Origin of the sequence: Staphylococcus sp. FSL W8-0056 (genome assembly GCF_037963075.1) — a bacterium.
Classification (GTDB): Bacteria; Bacillota; Bacilli; order Staphylococcales; family Staphylococcaceae; genus Staphylococcus; species Staphylococcus aureus.
This window is the reverse complement of sequence record NZ_CP150142.1, coordinates 778,240-796,544: the sequence shown is the minus strand read 5'-3', so window position 1 is coordinate 796,544 and position 18,305 is coordinate 778,240. Positions and strand designations below refer to the sequence as shown.

18 protein-coding genes are annotated in these 18,305 nt (G+C 32.6%); 3 read left to right on the top strand and 15 right to left on the bottom strand.

All coding sequences use genetic code 11. From position 1 onward, the window contains the following. Window positions 1-114 precede the first annotated feature (114 nt). A complete protein-coding gene (gene typA / locus NSS86_RS04115; RefSeq protein ID WP_000182654.1) occupies window positions 115-1,962 on the bottom strand; it encodes a translational GTPase TypA in 1,848 nt (615 codons plus the stop codon). A gap of 101 nt (window positions 1,963-2,063) precedes the next feature. On the opposite strand from typA, the gene NSS86_RS04110 reads away from it, so the two are divergent. After that, a complete protein-coding gene (locus NSS86_RS04110) occupies window positions 2,064-2,255 on the top strand; it encodes a DUF5325 family protein (RefSeq protein WP_000810620.1) in 192 nt (63 codons plus the stop codon). A 153-nt stretch (window positions 2,256-2,408) separates the two neighbouring features. Here the strand turns inward: NSS86_RS04110 and NSS86_RS04105 are convergent, their stop codons facing one another. Next, window positions 2,409-3,236, bottom strand: coding sequence for an inositol monophosphatase (locus tag NSS86_RS04105; protein ID WP_001240318.1), 828 nt, complete (start codon window positions 3,234-3,236; stop codon window positions 2,409-2,411). Between the two features lie 156 nt (window positions 3,237-3,392). Here NSS86_RS04105 and NSS86_RS04100 point away from each other — a divergent pair, with 156 nt between their 5' ends. Both NSS86_RS04100 and NSS86_RS04095 read left to right on the top strand, forming a co-directional pair. Then, window positions 3,393-4,007 (top strand): YktB family protein, encoded by a 615-nt coding sequence (locus NSS86_RS04100; RefSeq protein WP_000170603.1) that lies wholly within the window; start codon window positions 3,393-3,395, stop codon window positions 4,005-4,007. Between the two features lie 183 nt (window positions 4,008-4,190). After that, the gene (locus tag NSS86_RS04095; protein WP_001060842.1) at window positions 4,191-5,543 is read left to right on the top strand and encodes an Nramp family divalent metal transporter; all 1,353 of its coding nucleotides are present in this window, start codon (window positions 4,191-4,193) and stop codon (window positions 5,541-5,543) included. Between the two features lie 78 nt (window positions 5,544-5,621). Here NSS86_RS04095 and NSS86_RS04090 read toward each other — a convergent pair whose 3' ends face one another. The 13 genes from NSS86_RS04090 to NSS86_RS04030 form a co-directional block, all read right to left on the bottom strand. Next, the gene (locus NSS86_RS04090) at window positions 5,622-6,041 is read right to left on the bottom strand and encodes a DUF4064 domain-containing protein (RefSeq protein WP_001080466.1); all 420 of its coding nucleotides are present in this window, start codon (window positions 6,039-6,041) and stop codon (window positions 5,622-5,624) included. Window positions 6,042-6,323: 282 nt separating this feature from the next. After that, window positions 6,324-7,343: a DUF4064 domain-containing protein gene (locus tag NSS86_RS04085; RefSeq protein WP_000145499.1), complete on the bottom strand. Its 1,020-nt coding sequence runs from the start codon at window positions 7,341-7,343 to the stop codon at window positions 6,324-6,326. Between the two features lie 73 nt (window positions 7,344-7,416). After that, window positions 7,417-8,490, bottom strand: a complete 1,074-nt coding sequence (locus NSS86_RS04080) for a spermidine/putrescine ABC transporter substrate-binding protein (RefSeq protein WP_000819684.1) — start codon at window positions 8,488-8,490, stop codon at window positions 7,417-7,419. Beyond that, on the bottom strand, window positions 8,490-9,299 hold the full coding sequence (locus NSS86_RS04075; RefSeq protein WP_000872390.1) for an ABC transporter permease: 810 nt from the start codon (window positions 9,297-9,299) through the stop codon (window positions 8,490-8,492). The genes NSS86_RS04080 and NSS86_RS04075 overlap by 1 nt, the downstream gene beginning before the upstream one ends. Window positions 9,300-9,304: 5 nt before the next feature. Further along, window positions 9,305-10,102 (bottom strand): ABC transporter permease, encoded by a 798-nt coding sequence (locus NSS86_RS04070; protein ID WP_001246555.1) that lies wholly within the window; start codon window positions 10,100-10,102, stop codon window positions 9,305-9,307. Next, window positions 10,095-11,189, bottom strand: coding sequence for an ABC transporter ATP-binding protein (locus NSS86_RS04065; RefSeq protein WP_000433551.1), 1,095 nt, complete (start codon window positions 11,187-11,189; stop codon window positions 10,095-10,097). Before NSS86_RS04065 ends, NSS86_RS04070 begins: the two co-directional genes overlap by 8 nt. A 12-nt stretch (window positions 11,190-11,201) precedes the next feature. Beyond that, the gene (locus NSS86_RS04060; protein ID WP_001020625.1) at window positions 11,202-11,741 is read right to left on the bottom strand and encodes an XRE family transcriptional regulator; all 540 of its coding nucleotides are present in this window, start codon (window positions 11,739-11,741) and stop codon (window positions 11,202-11,204) included. A gap of 143 nt (window positions 11,742-11,884) precedes the next feature. Further along, window positions 11,885-12,160: a UPF0223 family protein gene (locus tag NSS86_RS04055; RefSeq protein WP_000455597.1), complete on the bottom strand. Its 276-nt coding sequence runs from the start codon at window positions 12,158-12,160 to the stop codon at window positions 11,885-11,887. Between the two features lie 167 nt (window positions 12,161-12,327). Further along, window positions 12,328-13,734, bottom strand: coding sequence for a dihydrolipoyl dehydrogenase (lpdA, locus tag NSS86_RS04050; RefSeq protein ID WP_000260117.1), 1,407 nt, complete (start codon window positions 13,732-13,734; stop codon window positions 12,328-12,330). Between the two features lie 3 nt (window positions 13,735-13,737). Then, window positions 13,738-15,030, bottom strand: a complete 1,293-nt coding sequence (locus tag NSS86_RS04045; RefSeq protein WP_000863439.1) for a dihydrolipoamide acetyltransferase family protein — start codon at window positions 15,028-15,030, stop codon at window positions 13,738-13,740. Between the two features lie 90 nt (window positions 15,031-15,120). Beyond that, window positions 15,121-16,098, bottom strand: coding sequence for a transketolase C-terminal domain-containing protein (locus NSS86_RS04040; RefSeq protein ID WP_000068176.1), 978 nt, complete (start codon window positions 16,096-16,098; stop codon window positions 15,121-15,123). Window positions 16,099-16,101: 3 nt separating this feature from the next. Further along, a complete protein-coding gene (gene pdhA, locus NSS86_RS04035; protein ID WP_000035320.1) occupies window positions 16,102-17,214 on the bottom strand; it encodes a pyruvate dehydrogenase (acetyl-transferring) E1 component subunit alpha in 1,113 nt (370 codons plus the stop codon). A 170-nt stretch (window positions 17,215-17,384) separates the two neighbouring features. After that, complete coding sequence (locus tag NSS86_RS04030; RefSeq protein ID WP_000668336.1) at window positions 17,385-18,011, bottom strand: YkyA family protein; 627 nt, start codon at window positions 18,009-18,011, stop codon at window positions 17,385-17,387. Window positions 18,012-18,305 lie beyond the last annotated feature (294 nt).

Here is an 18,305-nt window from a genome sequence, read left to right as displayed (position 1 = left end):
TGAAAATGTGAAAGTAACAGGAAATAATAGCATTTAAACACTTTTTCAAATATTATATGCCAAAAGAGAAGCTAAGCAACTTTCATCGCTCAGCTTCTCTTTTATTATGTTAAATTATTCGTTTTCTTGCATCATTTGTTTGATACGCTTTGCTTCTTTTTCACGAACATTTTTGTTTAAAATTTTCTTTCTTAAACGTATACTTTCTGGTGTAACCTCAACAAGTTCATCATCATTAATGAATTGTAACGCTTCTTCCAATGTTAGAATACGCGGTCTATTCATTGTTTGTGTTTGGTCTTTCGTTGCAGAACGTACGTTAGTTTGATGTTTTGTTTTAGTGATGTTAACAGTTAAATCATTTTCACGATTATGTTCACCAACAATCATACCTTCATAAACTTCAGTACCAGGTTCCATGAAGTTTACACCTCTATCTTCAAGTCCCAAAATGGCATAAGTACTTGCAGAACCTTGATCCATTGAAATTAATGCACCATTACGACGACCGCCAATTTGTGCTTTAATACGTGGTCTAAATTCTTCAAATGTATGGTTAATAATACCGTAACCTCTTGTCATTGACATAAATTCAGTCGTATAACCAATCATACCACGAGCCGGTACATTAAAGATTAAACGTGTAAGTCCATTATCAGTTGTAGTCATATCAACCATTTCACCTTTACGTGCACCTAATGATTCAATAACAGCACCTGCATTTTCTTGTGGCACTTCACATTGCACACGTTCAAATGGTTCACACATTACACCATCTATTTCTTTAATAATTACTTGTGGTTTTGAAACTTGTAATTCATAACCTTCACGACGCATATTTTCAATAAGGATTGATAAATGCAATTCACCGCGACCAGCAACTACCCATGTATCTGGAGAATCTGTGTTAGAAACTTTCAAAGATACATCTGTTTCTAATTGTTGATTTAAACGTTCTTGAATTTGACGTGCTGTTACAAAGTCACCTTCACGGCCAGCAAATGGAGAATTGTTAACTTTAAATGTCATTTCAAGAGTAGGCTCATCAATACGTAGAACTGGCAATGCTTCTTGATGGTCATGTGGTGTTACAGTTTCACCAACATTAATGTCTTCCATACCTGAAACAGCAATTAAATCTCCAGCTTGTGCTTCTTCAATTTCTAAACGTTTTAATCCAAAGTAACCAAAGATTTTAGTTACACGGAAGTTTTTCACTGTACCGTCTAATTTAATTAGTGATACATTATCTCCGACACGCATTTTACCTCTGAATACACGACCAATACCAATACGTCCAACATAATCATTGTAGTCCAACAATGCTACTTGGAATTGTAATGGCTCATCACTGTTATCAATTGGAGCTGGTACATAATCAATAATTGTTTCATATAATGATTGTAAATTATCATCTTGTTTTTCAGGATCTAAGCTAGCTGTTCCATTTACTGCTGAAGCATAAACAACAGGGAATTCTAATTGTTCATCGTTTGCTTCTAATTCAATAAATAAATCTAAAACTTCATCTACAACACCCTCTGGACGTGCTGATGGTTTATCAATTTTATTAACAACAACAACAGGTTTCAGGTTTTGTTCTAGCGCTTTTTTAAGTACAAAACGTGTTTGAGGCATTGTACCTTCATACGCATCTACTACTAAGACAACCCCATCAACCATTTTCATAATACGTTCTACTTCTCCACCAAAGTCTGCATGTCCTGGTGTATCCAAAATATTAATACGTGTACCTTTATAATCAACAGCCGTATTTTTGGCTAGAATCGTAATTCCACGCTCTCTTTCGATATCGTTAGAGTCCATTGCACGTTCATCGACATGTTCATTTTCTCTGAATATACCAGATTGTTTTAACAACTCATCTACTAAAGTTGTTTTACCATGGTCAACGTGAGCAATAATTGCTATATTGCGGACATCTTCTCTTTTATTAGTCATATAAATAGTTTCCTTCTTTCTTAAGTAAAATCCCACTTTTAATTACAACTTTTTTATTATATCATATAATTGAGAAAAGATAAGCAAAAGGTGGGGATAGGATGAAACAAAAAAAATCTAAAAATATCTTTTGGGTATTTTCTATATTAGCTGTTGTTTTCTTAGTATTATTTAGTTTTGCTGTTGGTGCATCAAATGTACCAATGATGATTTTAACATTTATATTACTCGTTGCAACCTTTGGAATTGGATTTACTACAAAGAAAAAATATCGAGAAAACGATTGGCTATAAGTTATATCGACAATAACACGCGTTGATTTAAGACCACACATGTTCATTATGAACATTTAAATGGTTTTATATTGGCGCGTGTTTTTATTATTTAAGGTATAAAAGCGTAATATGTTACCTAATTGTTAGGACTACATATTACGCTTTTGGTAATTATTTTGATTTTCTTTTAAATCGTTGTTCATGTAATTGTATTAACGTATCATGGTAGGGCTCTAAATAATCATTGCTAATTTCTTGATGGAGACCTCGATTTCCAACTAAGATTGAATTTGGACCACTAATTGTTAATGGTTCTCCTAGTAAATTTGAAGCTTGTCCATTTACTTCATATAAAATAACCAATCCGCCAGCAAAATCCCATGGTTGAAGTCTTGGCGTCATATATGCTTCTAAATTACCTGTAGCAACTGAAACGATTTCAAGCGCTGCACTACCATATGCCCTTGCACTTCTAGAATCATTAACAATTTCTTTAAAGATTTCTCCTAAAATTGGTTTAGTTAACCAGTTCGGATTGATCCCAATAATGCTTTGTCTTAGATTAGAATCATTCAATGGTTTCAAGGGTTGGCTACCTCGATATGCGCCTTCCCCTACTTTAGCATGATATAAGACGTCAGCCATAACATCATATACAAAACCTGCATAAGGTTTACCATCGATATAAATACCAATTGAAATTGCGAAATTTTCTTGTTGATGAACAAAATTCAATGTACCGTCTATTGGGTCAACAACCCATACCGTACCTTTGGAAGTATCGATGTCATGACCATGCCCTTCTTCACCTAATACTTGATGATTGGGATATGTTTCTAAAATTGTATCAAAAATGAAATCTTCTGTTGCTTTATCTACATTTGTAACAAGGTCATTCGGATTTGACTTTGTTTCAATTGTTAAATTTTGCTCCATCAATTGTTTAATTCTAATTCCTGCTTCTTGAATAAGTCCTTGGGCAAATCCATAAAGTGCCATAACATCATCTCCTAACATCTTTATTATACATCAACATTTTATAAAAATAACTTCTTATGATAAAAATGAAAATACTAATTTTAATGAGAGCGTCTTAAGCCGCAATTGATAAAACATATGCTACAATATTTTTAAACACTATACAGGAGGTACTCTATGACAAAATATACATTTAAACCTAAAGATTTCAAAGCGTTCAACGTAGAAGGCTTAGACGCACGAATGGAAGCTTTAAACGAATACATACGACCACAACTCCATGAATTAGGAGAATATTTTAGTGACTTCTTTACAAGTCAAACTGGTGAAACATTTTATCCTCACGTAGCAAAACATGCTAGAAGAAGTGTGAATCCTCCTAAAGATACATGGGTTGCTTTTGCTACAAGCAAAAGAGGCTATAAAATGTTACCTCATTTCCAAATTGGTATGTTTGAAGATCAACTGTTTGTTATGTTTGGAATCATGCATGAAGCAAAAGATAAAGCAACACGTGCAAAAGTTTTTGAAAGAAAATTTAAAGCTATTCAACAATTACCTGATGATTATCGTGTTTGCTTAGATCATATGAAACCTGATAAACCATTTATTAAAGATTTAACGGATGATGATTTAAAAGAAGCGATACAAAGAGCCATCAATGTGAAAAAAGGTGAATTCTTTATAGCGCGTGCAATCACACCACAAGATAAAAGATTAAAAAGTGACAAAGCATTTATTGCATTTTTAGAAGAAACCTTCGATCAGTTCTTACCATTTTATTCTGCATAAATAACTTTGTTTAAATAATAGAGCACGTAATCACATCCATGATTTCGTGCTCTTTTTTCTTAATATTAAATCGAACGTTCAACATAATAATTCATACTTTTAAAAAAATTAAAATAAATTTAGGTTGACCTAAACATTTTATTAGGTTATTATATTGTCCATAAGAAGTAGAGGTGAGTCAAAATGAATAATAAACGACATTCAACAAATGAACAATTAAGTTTAGACGAAATAAACAATACAATTAAATTCGATCATCGCAGTTCAAATAAACAGAAATTTTTATCATTTCTTGGACCTGGGTTATTAGTCGCTGTTGGTTACATGGATCCCGGAAACTGGATAACATCAATGCAAGGTGGCGCCCAATATGGCTATACTTTGCTATTCGTAATTCTTATTTCAAGTTTATCAGCAATGTTACTTCAAAGCATGACAGTGAGATTAGGAATAGCAACAGGTATGGACTTAGCTCAAATGACACGACATTATTTATCAAGACCTATTGCTATAATCTTTTGGATCATTGCAGAACTAGCAATTATCGCTACAGATATTGCTGAGGTTATTGGTAGTGCTATTGCTCTTAATCTCCTATTTAACATACCTTTAATCGTCGGTGCACTAATAACTGTACTTGATGTATTTTTACTACTATTTATAATGAAATATGGTTTTAGAAAAATTGAAGCTATTGTTGGTACATTAATTTTCACAGTGTTATTCATCTTTATATTTGAAGTCTATATTTCATCACCACAGTTGAATGCTGTGTTAAATGGATTTATACCACATAGTGAAATCATTACAAATAACGGCATTCTCTATATTGCATTAGGTATTATTGGCGCTACAATTATGCCTCATAATTTGTACTTACATTCATCAATTGTACAATCTAGAACATACTCAAGACATAACAATGAAGAAAAGGCGCAAGCGATTAAATTTGCTACGATAGATTCGAACATTCAGTTATCAATCGCATTTGTAGTCAATTGCTTATTATTAGTGTTAGGAGCATCACTATTTTTCAACTCGAACGCTGACGATTTAGGTGGTTTCTATGATTTATATCACGCCTTAAAAACTGAACCTGTACTAGGTGCAACAATGGGTGCAATCATGAGTACATTATTTGCAGTTGCATTATTAGCGTCAGGTCAAAATTCAACGATTACTGGTACTTTAGCAGGACAAATTGTAATGGAAGGATTTTTAAGATTACACATACCAAATTGGTTAAGACGTTTAATTACACGTTCCCTTGCTGTCATTCCTGTTATCGTATGCTTAATCATTTTTAAAGGTAATGCAGCTAAAATTGAGCAACTACTTGTATTCTCTCAAGTATTTTTAAGTATTGCTCTGCCATTCTGTTTAATACCATTACAATTAGCTACTAGTAATAAAGACTTGATGGGACCTTTCTATAATAAAACATGGGTTAATATCATTTCATGGACACTTATTATTATTCTAAGTATTTTAAATGTCTATTTAATCGTTCAAACATTCCAAGAACTACAAAGTTAAAAATAAAACCATTAAAATGTTGGTTGTATCTAATAATTAACAACTTAACATTTTAATGGTTTTTTTGCTATGAACATATTAATGATAAATATACTCATCGTCCTTATGTGTAGTTTCTTTTGATTCTTTTTTAGAAATCAACATAATCATCACGATAACCCATAAGACAATTGCAATTAAATTAAGAGCCATCAAACTTACAATTATCGCGATAACAAAAAGTATAATCGATAATTTTCTACGCCCTTTAATACAAATTGTCGCAAATATACCATAAAGTGTTGAAATTAATAAAATAATTGCTAATGCACCCATTGTTGTCTGAAGCATATCTAAAGAAACATTGCCACCGTTCTGAGATAATTGCTTCGCTAATTCTTCACGTTGTGATGCATTACCACTTTTTAAAGAAAAATAGGATAGCCCCATAACTAATAAATAAATAATACTAATACTATTTGCAATCCAAGCCATGATTAATTCAGGTTTTCTATTCATCTTAAAATCCTTTCTTTGTTTAATATTTTAATAAGTATACTACGAGCCTATAGATATACGCACATTAAATTACTTGTATATTAACATATTTTTCATCTAATTTTTATAATAAACATCTGAATTCAGATTGATGATAATTTAGGTGTATGGTAATGAGAAATCGTCATTTAAAATTTTGACACCTAAACACTTTAATTAAACGTTATCGATGATTAACCTCATATAAAAACCCAGATTAATAAGCAAAAGACCTCTACTTACTAATCTGGGTATCATCAATATTTATTCTTGCTCTTTTTTGTCCTTAACTTCACTTGAATTGCGTTCTTCAGAAATATCATTGTTGTAAATTTGACGTCGCTCTTCAAAATTCATTCGACGTTGACTAACTGCGCTAGGTTGATTTTTCCTACGTTCTTTCATTCGTTGGTTATAAGCTTTACGTTTTTCTTTTTTCTTAGCTTTAATTTCAGCTTTTTCTCGCTTTTGTTGTGCTTTCAATTCTTTTGGATCAACTTCAGGTTCTGCATAATAACCATCATCTTCAATACCTAGTTCTTCAGTACTTTTTTGTTTGTATTTAGCCTGTCTGGATAATACTGATGGTTCTTCCTCAGTGCGCTCATCATGATTATATTCACTTTCAACTGCACGTTTAGGAAATTGATCATATTTATCTCTTTCCTGTTCTTGATCATATACAGTATTTGATTTATCCAATTCTTTTTCATATTTAGGCACATCATAATAATCATCTTTCGGTTGGGGGCGCTCATACACAGGTTCACGATAATCATAAATCGGTCCGTTATACTCTTCATAATATTGTGGCGCAACCATTTCAACTTTATCTTTTCTTATAAATAGCATCATCGCAATAATAAAGAATAATATCGGAATGATTAAAGTAACGATAAGTAAAACTAAAGGAATCGTTACAATTGCTGATATTAAGAATAAGAAACCTGACAAGATTCTTATATTCATAGATATGAGAGCTAAAAATGAAATCAACAAACAAACAATAAAGTAAACGATAATAGCCCATATACCATTTTGTAACCATATTACAAATTGTGTTGTATTATAGCCATTTCCAGCTAATAATTGCTGGATAAATGCATTATTGTTTAATGTATTTTCAAGATTAGCTATCGATGTGTTATTACTGAATGAAACAAGTGCTATAAACATCGTAATGACAGTAAGCACTAATAACATCACCCAACATAACCAACCTAGAACTTTTTCAGTTAATCTACTTACTGGACGTTTAATTTGAGTAAATTGTTCTCCAGTCATTCGTTACAACTCCTTATAGTACTTATCCCGTTATTATAACTAAATATACAGTAAATAACTACTATTTATGATTTTATTTTAATGACATTTTGAAATTCAAAAAGTTTTCATTGTATTCACTTAAAACTTCAGGTCCTAAATCTTTATAAACTTCAAGGCGTTCTTGCTCTTTCTTAGTCGGATAAAAACGATGGTCGTCTTTAATCTCTTTAGGCAACAATTGTCGAGCAGCCTTGTTTGGCGTTGCATAGCCTACGAATTCTGTATTTTGCTTGTTATTTTTAGCATCTAATAAAAAATTCATAAATTTATATGCACCCTCTTTATTTTGTGCCGTTTTTGGAATTACCATATTGTCGAACCATAAATTCGATCCTTCTTTAGGAATAACATAATTATATTTATCCCCTTCTTGCACTAGAGGTGCTGCAACACCACTCCAAACAACCGCTATGTTACCTTCATTTTGTTGAAGCATCATGGTAATTTCATCACCTACGACACCTCTTACTTGTGGTGCTAGTTTGGTTAAATCTCGCTCTGCTTCTTTTAAATGGTGCGAATTACGGTCATTAAGATTATACCCAAGTTTATTCAAACTCATGCCTATAATCTCTCTAGCACCGTCAACTAGTAAAATTTGGTTTTTAAATTTAGGATTATACAATGACTTCCAACTATCAAATGATTCATTTGGATACTTTTCTTTATTATATAAAATACCTACAGTTCCAAAGAAATAAGGTAAAGAATATTTATTGCCTTTATCAAATGACATATTCATATAATCTGAATCTAAATTTTTAATATTAGGTACCTTATTATGATCTATTGGTAACAATAAATGATCTCTTTTCAATTTTTGAACTGTATATTCACTAGGAAAAGCAACATCATAATGTGTACCGCCATTGCGAATTTTGGCTTCCATCGCTTCATTTGAATCGAAAGTTTCATAAACGACTTGAATGCCAGTTTCTTTTTCAAATTTCTTAATTAACTCTGGATCAATATATTCGCCCCAATTGTATACGTAAATTTTTTGATTTGTATGCACTTGTTCTTTAGATTTAAACCAATGACTTAAAGTAAGACAAAGCATACCCACAACTAATGCACCTATAATGAGTTGTAAAAAACGTTTCATTATTTTACACCTCGCTTGATTAGTTTTTTCTTATTTATCACGTATTGAATCAAATAATATCCTAGTATTCCTAATACAATAACAGCAAACAATAATGTTGAAATCGCATTAATTTCCATACTAATTCCTTTTCTCGCCATAGCATAAACTTCAACTGATAACACACTAAAGCCATTACCAGTAACGAAGAAACTTACTGTGAAATCGTCTAGTGAATAAGTTAAAGCCATAAAGAAACCTCCTATAATAGAAGGTAAAATATTAGGAATAATAATGTTGCTTAATAATTGTGGTTCAGTCGCTCCTAAATCTCTTGCAGCATTTAACATATTATTATTCATTTCATACAGTTGTGGTAAGACGATAATCACAACTATAGGTATGCAAAATGCAATATGAGATATTAGAACTGTCCAAAATCCTAAACCAAGACCAGTAAAATGGCCAATCGTTGTAAACATAATTAAGAATGATGCACCTATGACAACGTCGGATGATACCATCAAGACATTATTCAATGTTAGTAAAGTTACTTTAAACTTTTTATTTCTTAAATAATAAATAGCAATGGCACCAAATGTACCAATAACTGTAGAAATTGAGGCTGCTAAAAGTGCTACAGCTATCGTATTAAAAATGACCGACATTAAATGATCATTTTGAAATAATGATTGATAATGCTCTAATGTAAAATGTTCAAAGTGAATCATATTACCAGCCGAATTGAATGAATAGAACATTAAAAAGAATATTGGGATGTATAAAATCGCTAAAAGTATCCCGATATACAGCTTTCCATACCATTTCATATGATTCACCCTCTCCCATTAGATGATTTTGTAATGATTAAAATGAATGCCATAAATACAATTAAGAATATAGCTATAGTTGATCCCATACCATAATTTTGAATTGTTAAAAATTGTTCCTCTATTGCCGTACCTATATTTATGACTTTATTACCTGCAATTAATCTTGTAATCATAAATAATGAAAGTGATGGAATAAAGGTTACTTGAATCCCAGTCATAACACCTTCTTTTGTTAACGGCATGATTACTTTTCTAAAAGTATAGAAAGGACTGGCACCTAAATCACTTGAGGCCTGCAATAAATTATTAGGAATTGCTTTCATGCTATTAAATATAGGTAAAATCATAAATGGTATATAAATGTAACTTGCCACTACTAAAAACGCACCAGTTGTAAATAACAAATTGAATGATGGTAAATTAAATAAGTGGAAAAATTGATTAATCACGCCATCATGACTTAATAAACCTATAAAAGCATATGTCTTTAACAATAAATTTATCCATGTTGGAATAATCATTATCATTAATAAGATATTTTGAAATTTCGAACGAGTAATATAATAGGCAGCTGGATAACTGATAGCCAACGTAATAATTGTTATTAAAGCGGCATATAAAATTGAATATGCAAACATTTTCAAATATTTTGTAGTAAAAATTTGTTGATAATTCGTGAAACTAAAATGTCCATTGATATCTAAAAATGAAAAATAAATGAGTAATACAACTGGTACAATAATAAATATAACCATCCATAGTAAATACGGGATTAAGAGAAATTTATTAGTATTACGCATTGTCTACTTCCTCATAGCTTTCAATACGTTTATCAAATTCTTCTTCTGTTTCTCCAGGAACCATAATATGAATGGCTTCAGGATCAAAATAAAGACCAACTTCACTGCCTACTTCAGCTTTTTTAGTCGTTTGTATTACCCATTCATAACCTTTATTGTCTATACAACATATTTCATAGTGGACCCCTCTAAATAACATAGAATCAACAGTTGCTTTAAATAATCCTTCTTCAGCTTTGATTAATGATATATCTTCTGGTCGAATAACGACTTCTACTTTTTTATTTTCAGGAATACCCATATCGACACATTCGAAATCTTGCCCATAAATATTCACGACATAATCTCTAACCATGCGTCCTTCAACAATATTAGATTCTCCAATAAAATCAGCTACAAATCGATTCACTGGTTCGTCATATATATCTGTTGGTGTGCCAAATTGTTGAATTTTCCCATCTTTTAATACAAAAAGAAAGTCACTTAATGCTAACGCTTCTTCTTGATCATGTGTTACAAATATAAATGTAATACCTAATCTAGATTGCAATTCTCGTAATTCATATTGCATTTCAGTACGCAATTTCAAATCTAATGCGGATAAAGATTCATCTAACAATAATATTTCTGGTTCATTTACGATAGCACGTGCAATTGCAACACGTTGCTTTTGTCCGCCACTCATTTCATTAATATTTCTTTTTTCATAACCTGAAAGTTTTACTAATTTTAATGCCTCAGTTACTTTTTGATCAATTTCGGTTTTTGATAATTTTTTTAATTTCAAACCAAAAGCGATATTATCATATACGTTTAAGTGTGGAAATAATGCATAATCTTGAAAGACTGTATTCACTTTACGTTTATTTGGTGGTAAATTACCAATTGGTTTGTTTTGATAAATCACTTCACCACTGTCAGGATATTCAAACCCTGCAATTAATTTTAAAATTGTTGTTTTACCACAACCTGAAGGACCTAATAATGTATAAAAGTATCCTGATTCAATATCAATATCTATGTCATCTAAGATATTAAGATCATCATAGCTTTTACTAACTGATTTTAATGATAATAACGGTTCCAAATAAGATCCCCCCTATAAATATGAAGCTGTCGCTACAATAAGTATTCGTGTTTCATTGTTTGATTCGTTTGACAAACGATGATTATCTCGTGCTTTAAAATACAAAACGTCTTCTTCTTGTGCTTGATATATCTCTTTGCCTAAATTAAGTGTTATCTGACCTGACATACAATAAATAAACGTATCAGACTCTGATGGATTAAAATTTTTATATGATGCTCCAGGCTTTAAAGTTAATATTAATGGCTCCATATCATATTCATTTGACTTTGAAACTAACCAATTTAATATATAACCTTCATCATACTCATCATAAATAACTTGTTCTTCCTTCTTGTATAATACTTTTTCATTTTCACTGTCTTTAAAAAATTCACTTGGCGTCGTTCCTAACACCTCTATAATATTTAAGAAAGTTTCCATACTTGGTGAGGCATGTTCACTTTCTATTTGTGAAATGTAGCCTTTCGATAAGTCTGTACGTTCAGCAAGTTCTTCTTGCGTTAAATTTTTAATTCTTCTAAGATTTTTAATTTTATTACCTATGTTCATTTATTTTTCCACCTAAAAAAGCTATATTAAGTTTACTTTTATCAAACATTTTGTTTAACACTTGATAAAGGTATCAAAATATAGCTTTATTAGCAATAGTTTTAAAGAAAAAATCCTATTAAATTGTGTTAATTTCGAACGAATTATTTTTTAGCTGTTACTCTTTGTTCTTCAGAGTGAGTTTTTACATCTTGAACTGCTTTGTAACTATTATAGCCACTACTTTTTTCGAAAGTATTAAAAATTTGTTTTTCCTCTGCTTTAGCAGGCACAATTTCTTTAAATCTTTTATATGCACCCATAAAGTCGCCTGCCGTCACGCCGGATTCATAATACTTCTCTACATGATTAAAGAAATTTATCACTGAAATCATCTCTTCATTACTCCAGTCTAAATCAATTGGATACTCATATTCCATTGTTGAACCCTCCATTTCAATTCTTTTGTTAGCATCGCTAGTATAACATGCATGTCACATGTTAACGATATCTCAAATCAATTTCCTTACATTACTTTACCTAAAACAAAAAAGCCGTAGCATATGCTACAGCTTTTAATGACTGAATCTTTATAGATAATCAGTTATTACATTGTATGGATTGGGTATCCGATAGCTTTTTCTGCTGCTTCCATAGTCATCTCACCTAATGTTGGATGTGCATGGATTGTTAATGCGATATCTTCAGCATTCATACCAGCTTCAATTGCTAAACCTAATTCAGAGATAATATCTGATGCACCAGTACCAACTACTTGAGCACCGATTAAAGTATCATCTTCTTTAAGTGTAATAAGTTTAACAAATCCGTTAGTATCATCTAATGATAATGCACGACCATTTGCTGCATATGGGAATTTAGAAGCTTTAATTGCTAAACCTTCTTCTTTAGCTTGCGCTTCTGAATAACCAACTGTAGCTAATTCTGGTTCAGTAAAGCATACTGCTGGCATACCAATGTAATCAACTTCAGCAGCTTGACCATCAATTGCTTCAGCAGCAACTTTAGCTTCATAGCTAGCTTTGTGAGCAAGTGGTAAACCTGGAACGATATCACCAATTGCATAGATATTGCTGATAGACGTACGGCTTTGTTTATCAACTTCTAATAATCCACGGTCAGCGAATTTAACACCTAATTCTTCTAGGCCTAATTCGTCTGTGTTTGGACGACGACCTACAGTTACTAATACATAATCAGCTTCGATTGTTTTCTCTTCGCCTTTAGCTTCATAAGTAACTTTAACTCCGTTATCTGTTTCTTCAGCTGATTTAGCCATAGCTTCAGTAACGATTTCAACACCTTTTTCTTTCATACCTTTTTTAACAGGTTGTGTCATTTGTTTTTCGAAGCCACCTAAGATATCTTTAGCACCTTCAAGGATGGTTACTTCTGAACCAAAGTTAGCAAATGCTGTACCTAATTCTGATCCAATGTATCCTCCACCAACTACAACTAATTTACCTGGTACTTCTTGTAAGTTTAAAGCACCTGTTGAGTCGATAACACGTTTACCGAATTTGAAATTAGGAATTTCAATTGGTCTTGAACCTGTTGCAATGATTGCATTTTTAAAGTTGTATGTTTGTGCGCTCTTTTCGTCCATAACACGTAAGCTATTGTTATCTACGAAATATGCTTCACCTTTAACGATGTTAACTTTGTTACCTTTAAGTAAGCCTTCAACACCACCAGTTAATTTATTAACAACTGATGATTTGAATTCTTGAACTTTTTGGAAGTTTAAAGAAACACTTTCAGCAATAACACCTAAGTTTTCAGAATGTTGTGCTTCAACAAAACGGTGAGAAGCATGTAGTAATGCTTTTGAAGGAATACATCCTACGTTTAAGCAAACACCACCAAGATTACCTTTCTCAACGATTGTTACTTTTTGTCCTAATTGAGCTGCACGAATTGCTGCAACGTATCCACCAGGACCTGCTCCGATTACTATAGTATCTGTTTCAATTGGGAAATCTCCAACTACCATGTTTTACCCCTCCATTAATAATAATTCTGGATTATTTAATAAACGTTTAATGTGATTCATTGCATTTTGGCCAGTTGCACCATCAATTTGTCTGTGGTCAAAGCTTAATGATAATGCTAATACTGGTGCTGCAACAATTTCTCCATCTTTAACGATAGGTTTTTGAGCAATACGGCCAATTCCTAAGATTGCTACTTCTGGGTGATTGATAACTGGAGTGAACCATTGTCCACCAGCTGAACCGATATTACTGATTGTGCATGTTGCACCTTTCATTTCATCGGCTGTTAATTTACCATCACGTGCTTTAACAGCTAATTCATTAATTTCATCTGAAATTTGGAAAATAGACTTACGATCAGCATGTTTCACTACAGGTACTAATAAACCTCTATCAGTGTCCGCCGCAATACCGATATTCCAATAATGTTTATGCACAATTTCACCAGCTTCTTCATTGAATGAAGTGTTAAGTGCTGGGTATTTTTTCAATGCAGAAACAAGTGCTTTAACAACATAAGGTAAGAATGTTAACTTAGTACCTTGTTCAGCTGCGATTTCTTTAAATTTCTTACGGTGATCCCATAATGCTTGAACATCAATTTCATCCATTAATGTTACATGAGGTGCAGTATGCTTAGAGTTAACCATTGCTTTCGCAATTGCTCTACGCATAGCAGGGATTTTTTCAGTTGTTTCTGGGAAGTCGCCTTCTAATGATACTGCTGCAGGTGCTGCAGGAGTTTCAGCAACTTCTTCACTTGTAGCTGAAGCAGCTGATTCATTTGAAGCTGTTGGTGCACCACCATTTAAGTATGCATCTACATCTTCTTTTGTAATACGACCATTTTTACCAGATCCAGAAACTGCTTTAATGTTAACACCTTTTTCACGTGCGTATTTACGTACTGAAGGCATTGCTTTAACAGTTCTGTTTTCATCTACTTCTTCAGTTTGAGTAGCTACAGGTGCTTGCTCTGCTGGCGCTTCCTCTTTCGCAGGTTCTTCTTTAGATGATGAATCATCATCATGACCTTTAAATTGCATATCTTCTGCATCAGGTGCATCGATTTTAACAATAACGTCACCAACTACAGCTACTGTACCTTCTTCTACCATAACTTCTTCTACAGTACCAGATACTGGTGATGGGATTTCTACTACTGATTTATCGTTTTGTACCTCAGCTAAAACATCGTCTTCTTCAATAGTATCTCCAGCTTTAACAAACCATTTTACAATTTCACCTTCGTGGATACCTTCCCCGATATCGGGTAATCTAAATTCAAATGCCACGTTTTTGCCCTCCTAAGATTTCGTAAATTAAACATTTCATTTTAATCAATGAGACTAAAATACGCTAACTTCGTTAACTTTTAAAATGTATTAAAATTCTAAAGTTTCTTTTGCTTTTTCGATGATGTCATTTTTGTTTGGTAACCAAACATTTTCAGCTTGAGTGAATGGATAAATTGTATCTGCTGCTGCAACTCTTCCAATAGGTGCTTCTAATGAAAGGATTGCACGTTCACTTAATTCAGCTACAACTGCTGCACCAACACCAGCTTGACGTTGTGCTTCTTGAACTACAACTGCACGACCAGTTTTTTCAACTGAAGCTACAATTGTGTCAACATCGATTGGTTGAACAGTACGTAAGTCAATTACTTCAACAGAATAACCATCTTTTTCAAGTTCTTCTGCAGCTTTCATTGATTCTTGAACCATTGCACCGTATGTGATGATTGAAATGTCATTACCTTCTTTTTTCACATTAGCCTTACCAATGTCAATTGTATATTCTTCTTCAGGTACTTCTTCACGGAATGAACGATACAATTTCATATGCTCTAAGTATACGACTGGGTCATTACTTCTAATAGAAGAAATTAATAAACCTTTCGCATCGTATGGGCCTGAAGGAATAACAACCTTTAGACCTGGAGATTGAGCTAAAATACCTTCTAAGTTATCTGCGTGTAATTCTGGTGTGTGTACGCCACCACCAAATGGGCTACGAATTGTTACAGGTGCAGTTTTAGTACCGCCTGAACGGAAACGAGTACGTGCAATTTGTCCAGCAATCGCATCAAATACTTCGAATACGAAACCTAAGAATTGTACTTCCATAACCGGACGGAATCCTTCAACTGCAAGACCCATCGCTAAACCACCAATACCTGATTCAGCTAAAGGTGTATCGAATACTCTATCTTCACCAAATTCTTTTTGTAGTCCTTCAGTAACACGGAAAACACCGCCGTTAACACCAACGTCTTCACCAAAAATTAAAACATCTTGGTCATTTTTAAGTTCAGTTTTAAGCGCATCATTAATCGCTTGAACCATTGTCATTTGTGCCATGGCTTACTTCGACTCCTTCTCTTTGTAAATTTCATATTGTTCTGCTAAGTTTTGAGGCATATCTTCATACATAATTTCCATTAGAGAAGTAACAGTTTGTTTTTCAGTGTTATCAGCCTCTTTAATTGCTGCTTTAATATCAGCTTTTGCACGTTCAATAACTTCATTTTCTTTGTCTTCATTCCATAAACCTTTGTTTTCAAGGAATTTACGGAAACGTACTAATGGGTCTTTTTTCTCCCATTCAGCATCTTCGTCTGAAGTTCTGTAACGAGTTGGATCGTCACCAGCCATTGTATGAGGACCATAACGATATGTCATAGTTTCAATTAATGTTGGACCTTCACCTGCAACTGCGCGGTCACGTGCTTCTTTAGTTGCTTGATATACAGCTAACGCATCCATACCATCAACTTGGATACCAGGAATACCTACAGCAATTGCTTTTTGAGCTAATGTTTCAGCAGCAGTTTGCTTGCTTCTTGGTGTTGAAATTGCATAGTTATTGTTTTGAATAACGAAAATTGCAGGTGCTTTATAAGCTGCTGCAAAGTTAATACCTTCGTAGAAATCACCTTGTGAAGAACCACCGTCACCAGTGTAAGTGATTGCAACTGCATTTTTACCACGTTTTTTAAGTGCAAATGCAACACCAGCAGCTTGAATGTATTGTGCACCGATAATAATTTGTGGGCTCAATGCATTAACGCCTTCAGGGAATTGATTTCCTTTGAAGTGACCTCTTGAGAATAAGAAAGCTTCAGTTAATGGTAAACCATGCCAAATAATTTGAGGAACATCTCTGTATCCCGGTAAAATGTAATCTTCTTTTTCTAAAGCGTATTGTGACGCTAATTGTGATGCTTCTTGACCAGCAGTTGGTGCATAGAAACCTAAACGTCCTTGTCTGTTTAATGAGATAGAACGTTGATCAAGGATACGAGTCCATACCATTCTTTCCATTAATTCTACTAATTGTTCATCCGTAAGATCAGGTACTAAGTCTTCATTTACGACGTTACCATTCTCATCCAAAATTTGAACCATTTCAAATTTCGATTGAGTATCATTTAAAACTTTTACTGCATCGAATTGGGCTTGTAACTTAGGAGCCATTCAATTCACCATACCTTTCCCATAATTGTATAGAAATTCATTTTATCCTTACTAATTGTACCACAAATAAATGGGACTGTTAAACCATTTGAAAAAGTTCTGTTTTAATAAAAAAAGATACAGATAATAGGAACTGTATTAGTTGTTTCCTACCATCTGTATTATATTAATTATTTAAATTGATCAACGTCTTGCTTTTCTTTACCAACCTTATTTAGTACTTTCGTATACTTATCTGATACTTCTTTTAACTTTTTATAGTTCTGTTCTATTGCTTTTGATTTTTCGTTAACACCTTGTTGTGTCGCGTCATTTTGATTTAAATATTTAAATAATGTTTTCTCTGAGTTTACAGCCTTTTTATATGCTTTCGCGTATTCACCATGCAATTTGTATTTTTCTTTTAATACATCATCTAATTGTTTTACTTCTTTACGTTTAACATCATTATCAATGTTATCAACGTGACTTTTTGCTTTCTTAAAGTCTTGTTCAGACTTCTTAATTGCGTCTTCTTCTTTTTCAAATTCCTTTAGACGATCATCGGCATTTTTAATTAAATCTTTTACTGCTTTACCGCGAACTGCTGTATCTTTACTATTGACATCTTCAGTTAATTTTTTCTTTTTCTCATCTAATTCAGCAATTTTCTTACCAACAGTTTTAATTGGTTCTTCATCGTCTTTAATTTTATCCACTTGCTTTAAATATGCCTTAATTTCTTTTTTATCCGTAGTACATCCTGCAAGCAAGACACTAGATGCTAATACTACTGCGATTGTTTTTCCAAATTTCATTACTTGTACCTCCACTTGCTATTTAAATTAAATGATAAATAAAATCTGCTTGGAAATCAATTTTAAACAATTACATTACACATCTTCATTACTAAGTATATCTGTTGACAGTTACGTCATTTATAATATAATTTTTAAAGTCAAGATGATAAATAAATTTCTAAAGTATCATTGCTTGGAACCAACACTTTAATCATTTTTTAAGCAATTAGCATATCTGAAAATTTACATATACTATCTAAAATAAACATTGGCAGTAGTTGGTTAACTTTGTAGATATTTACACATAAAAAT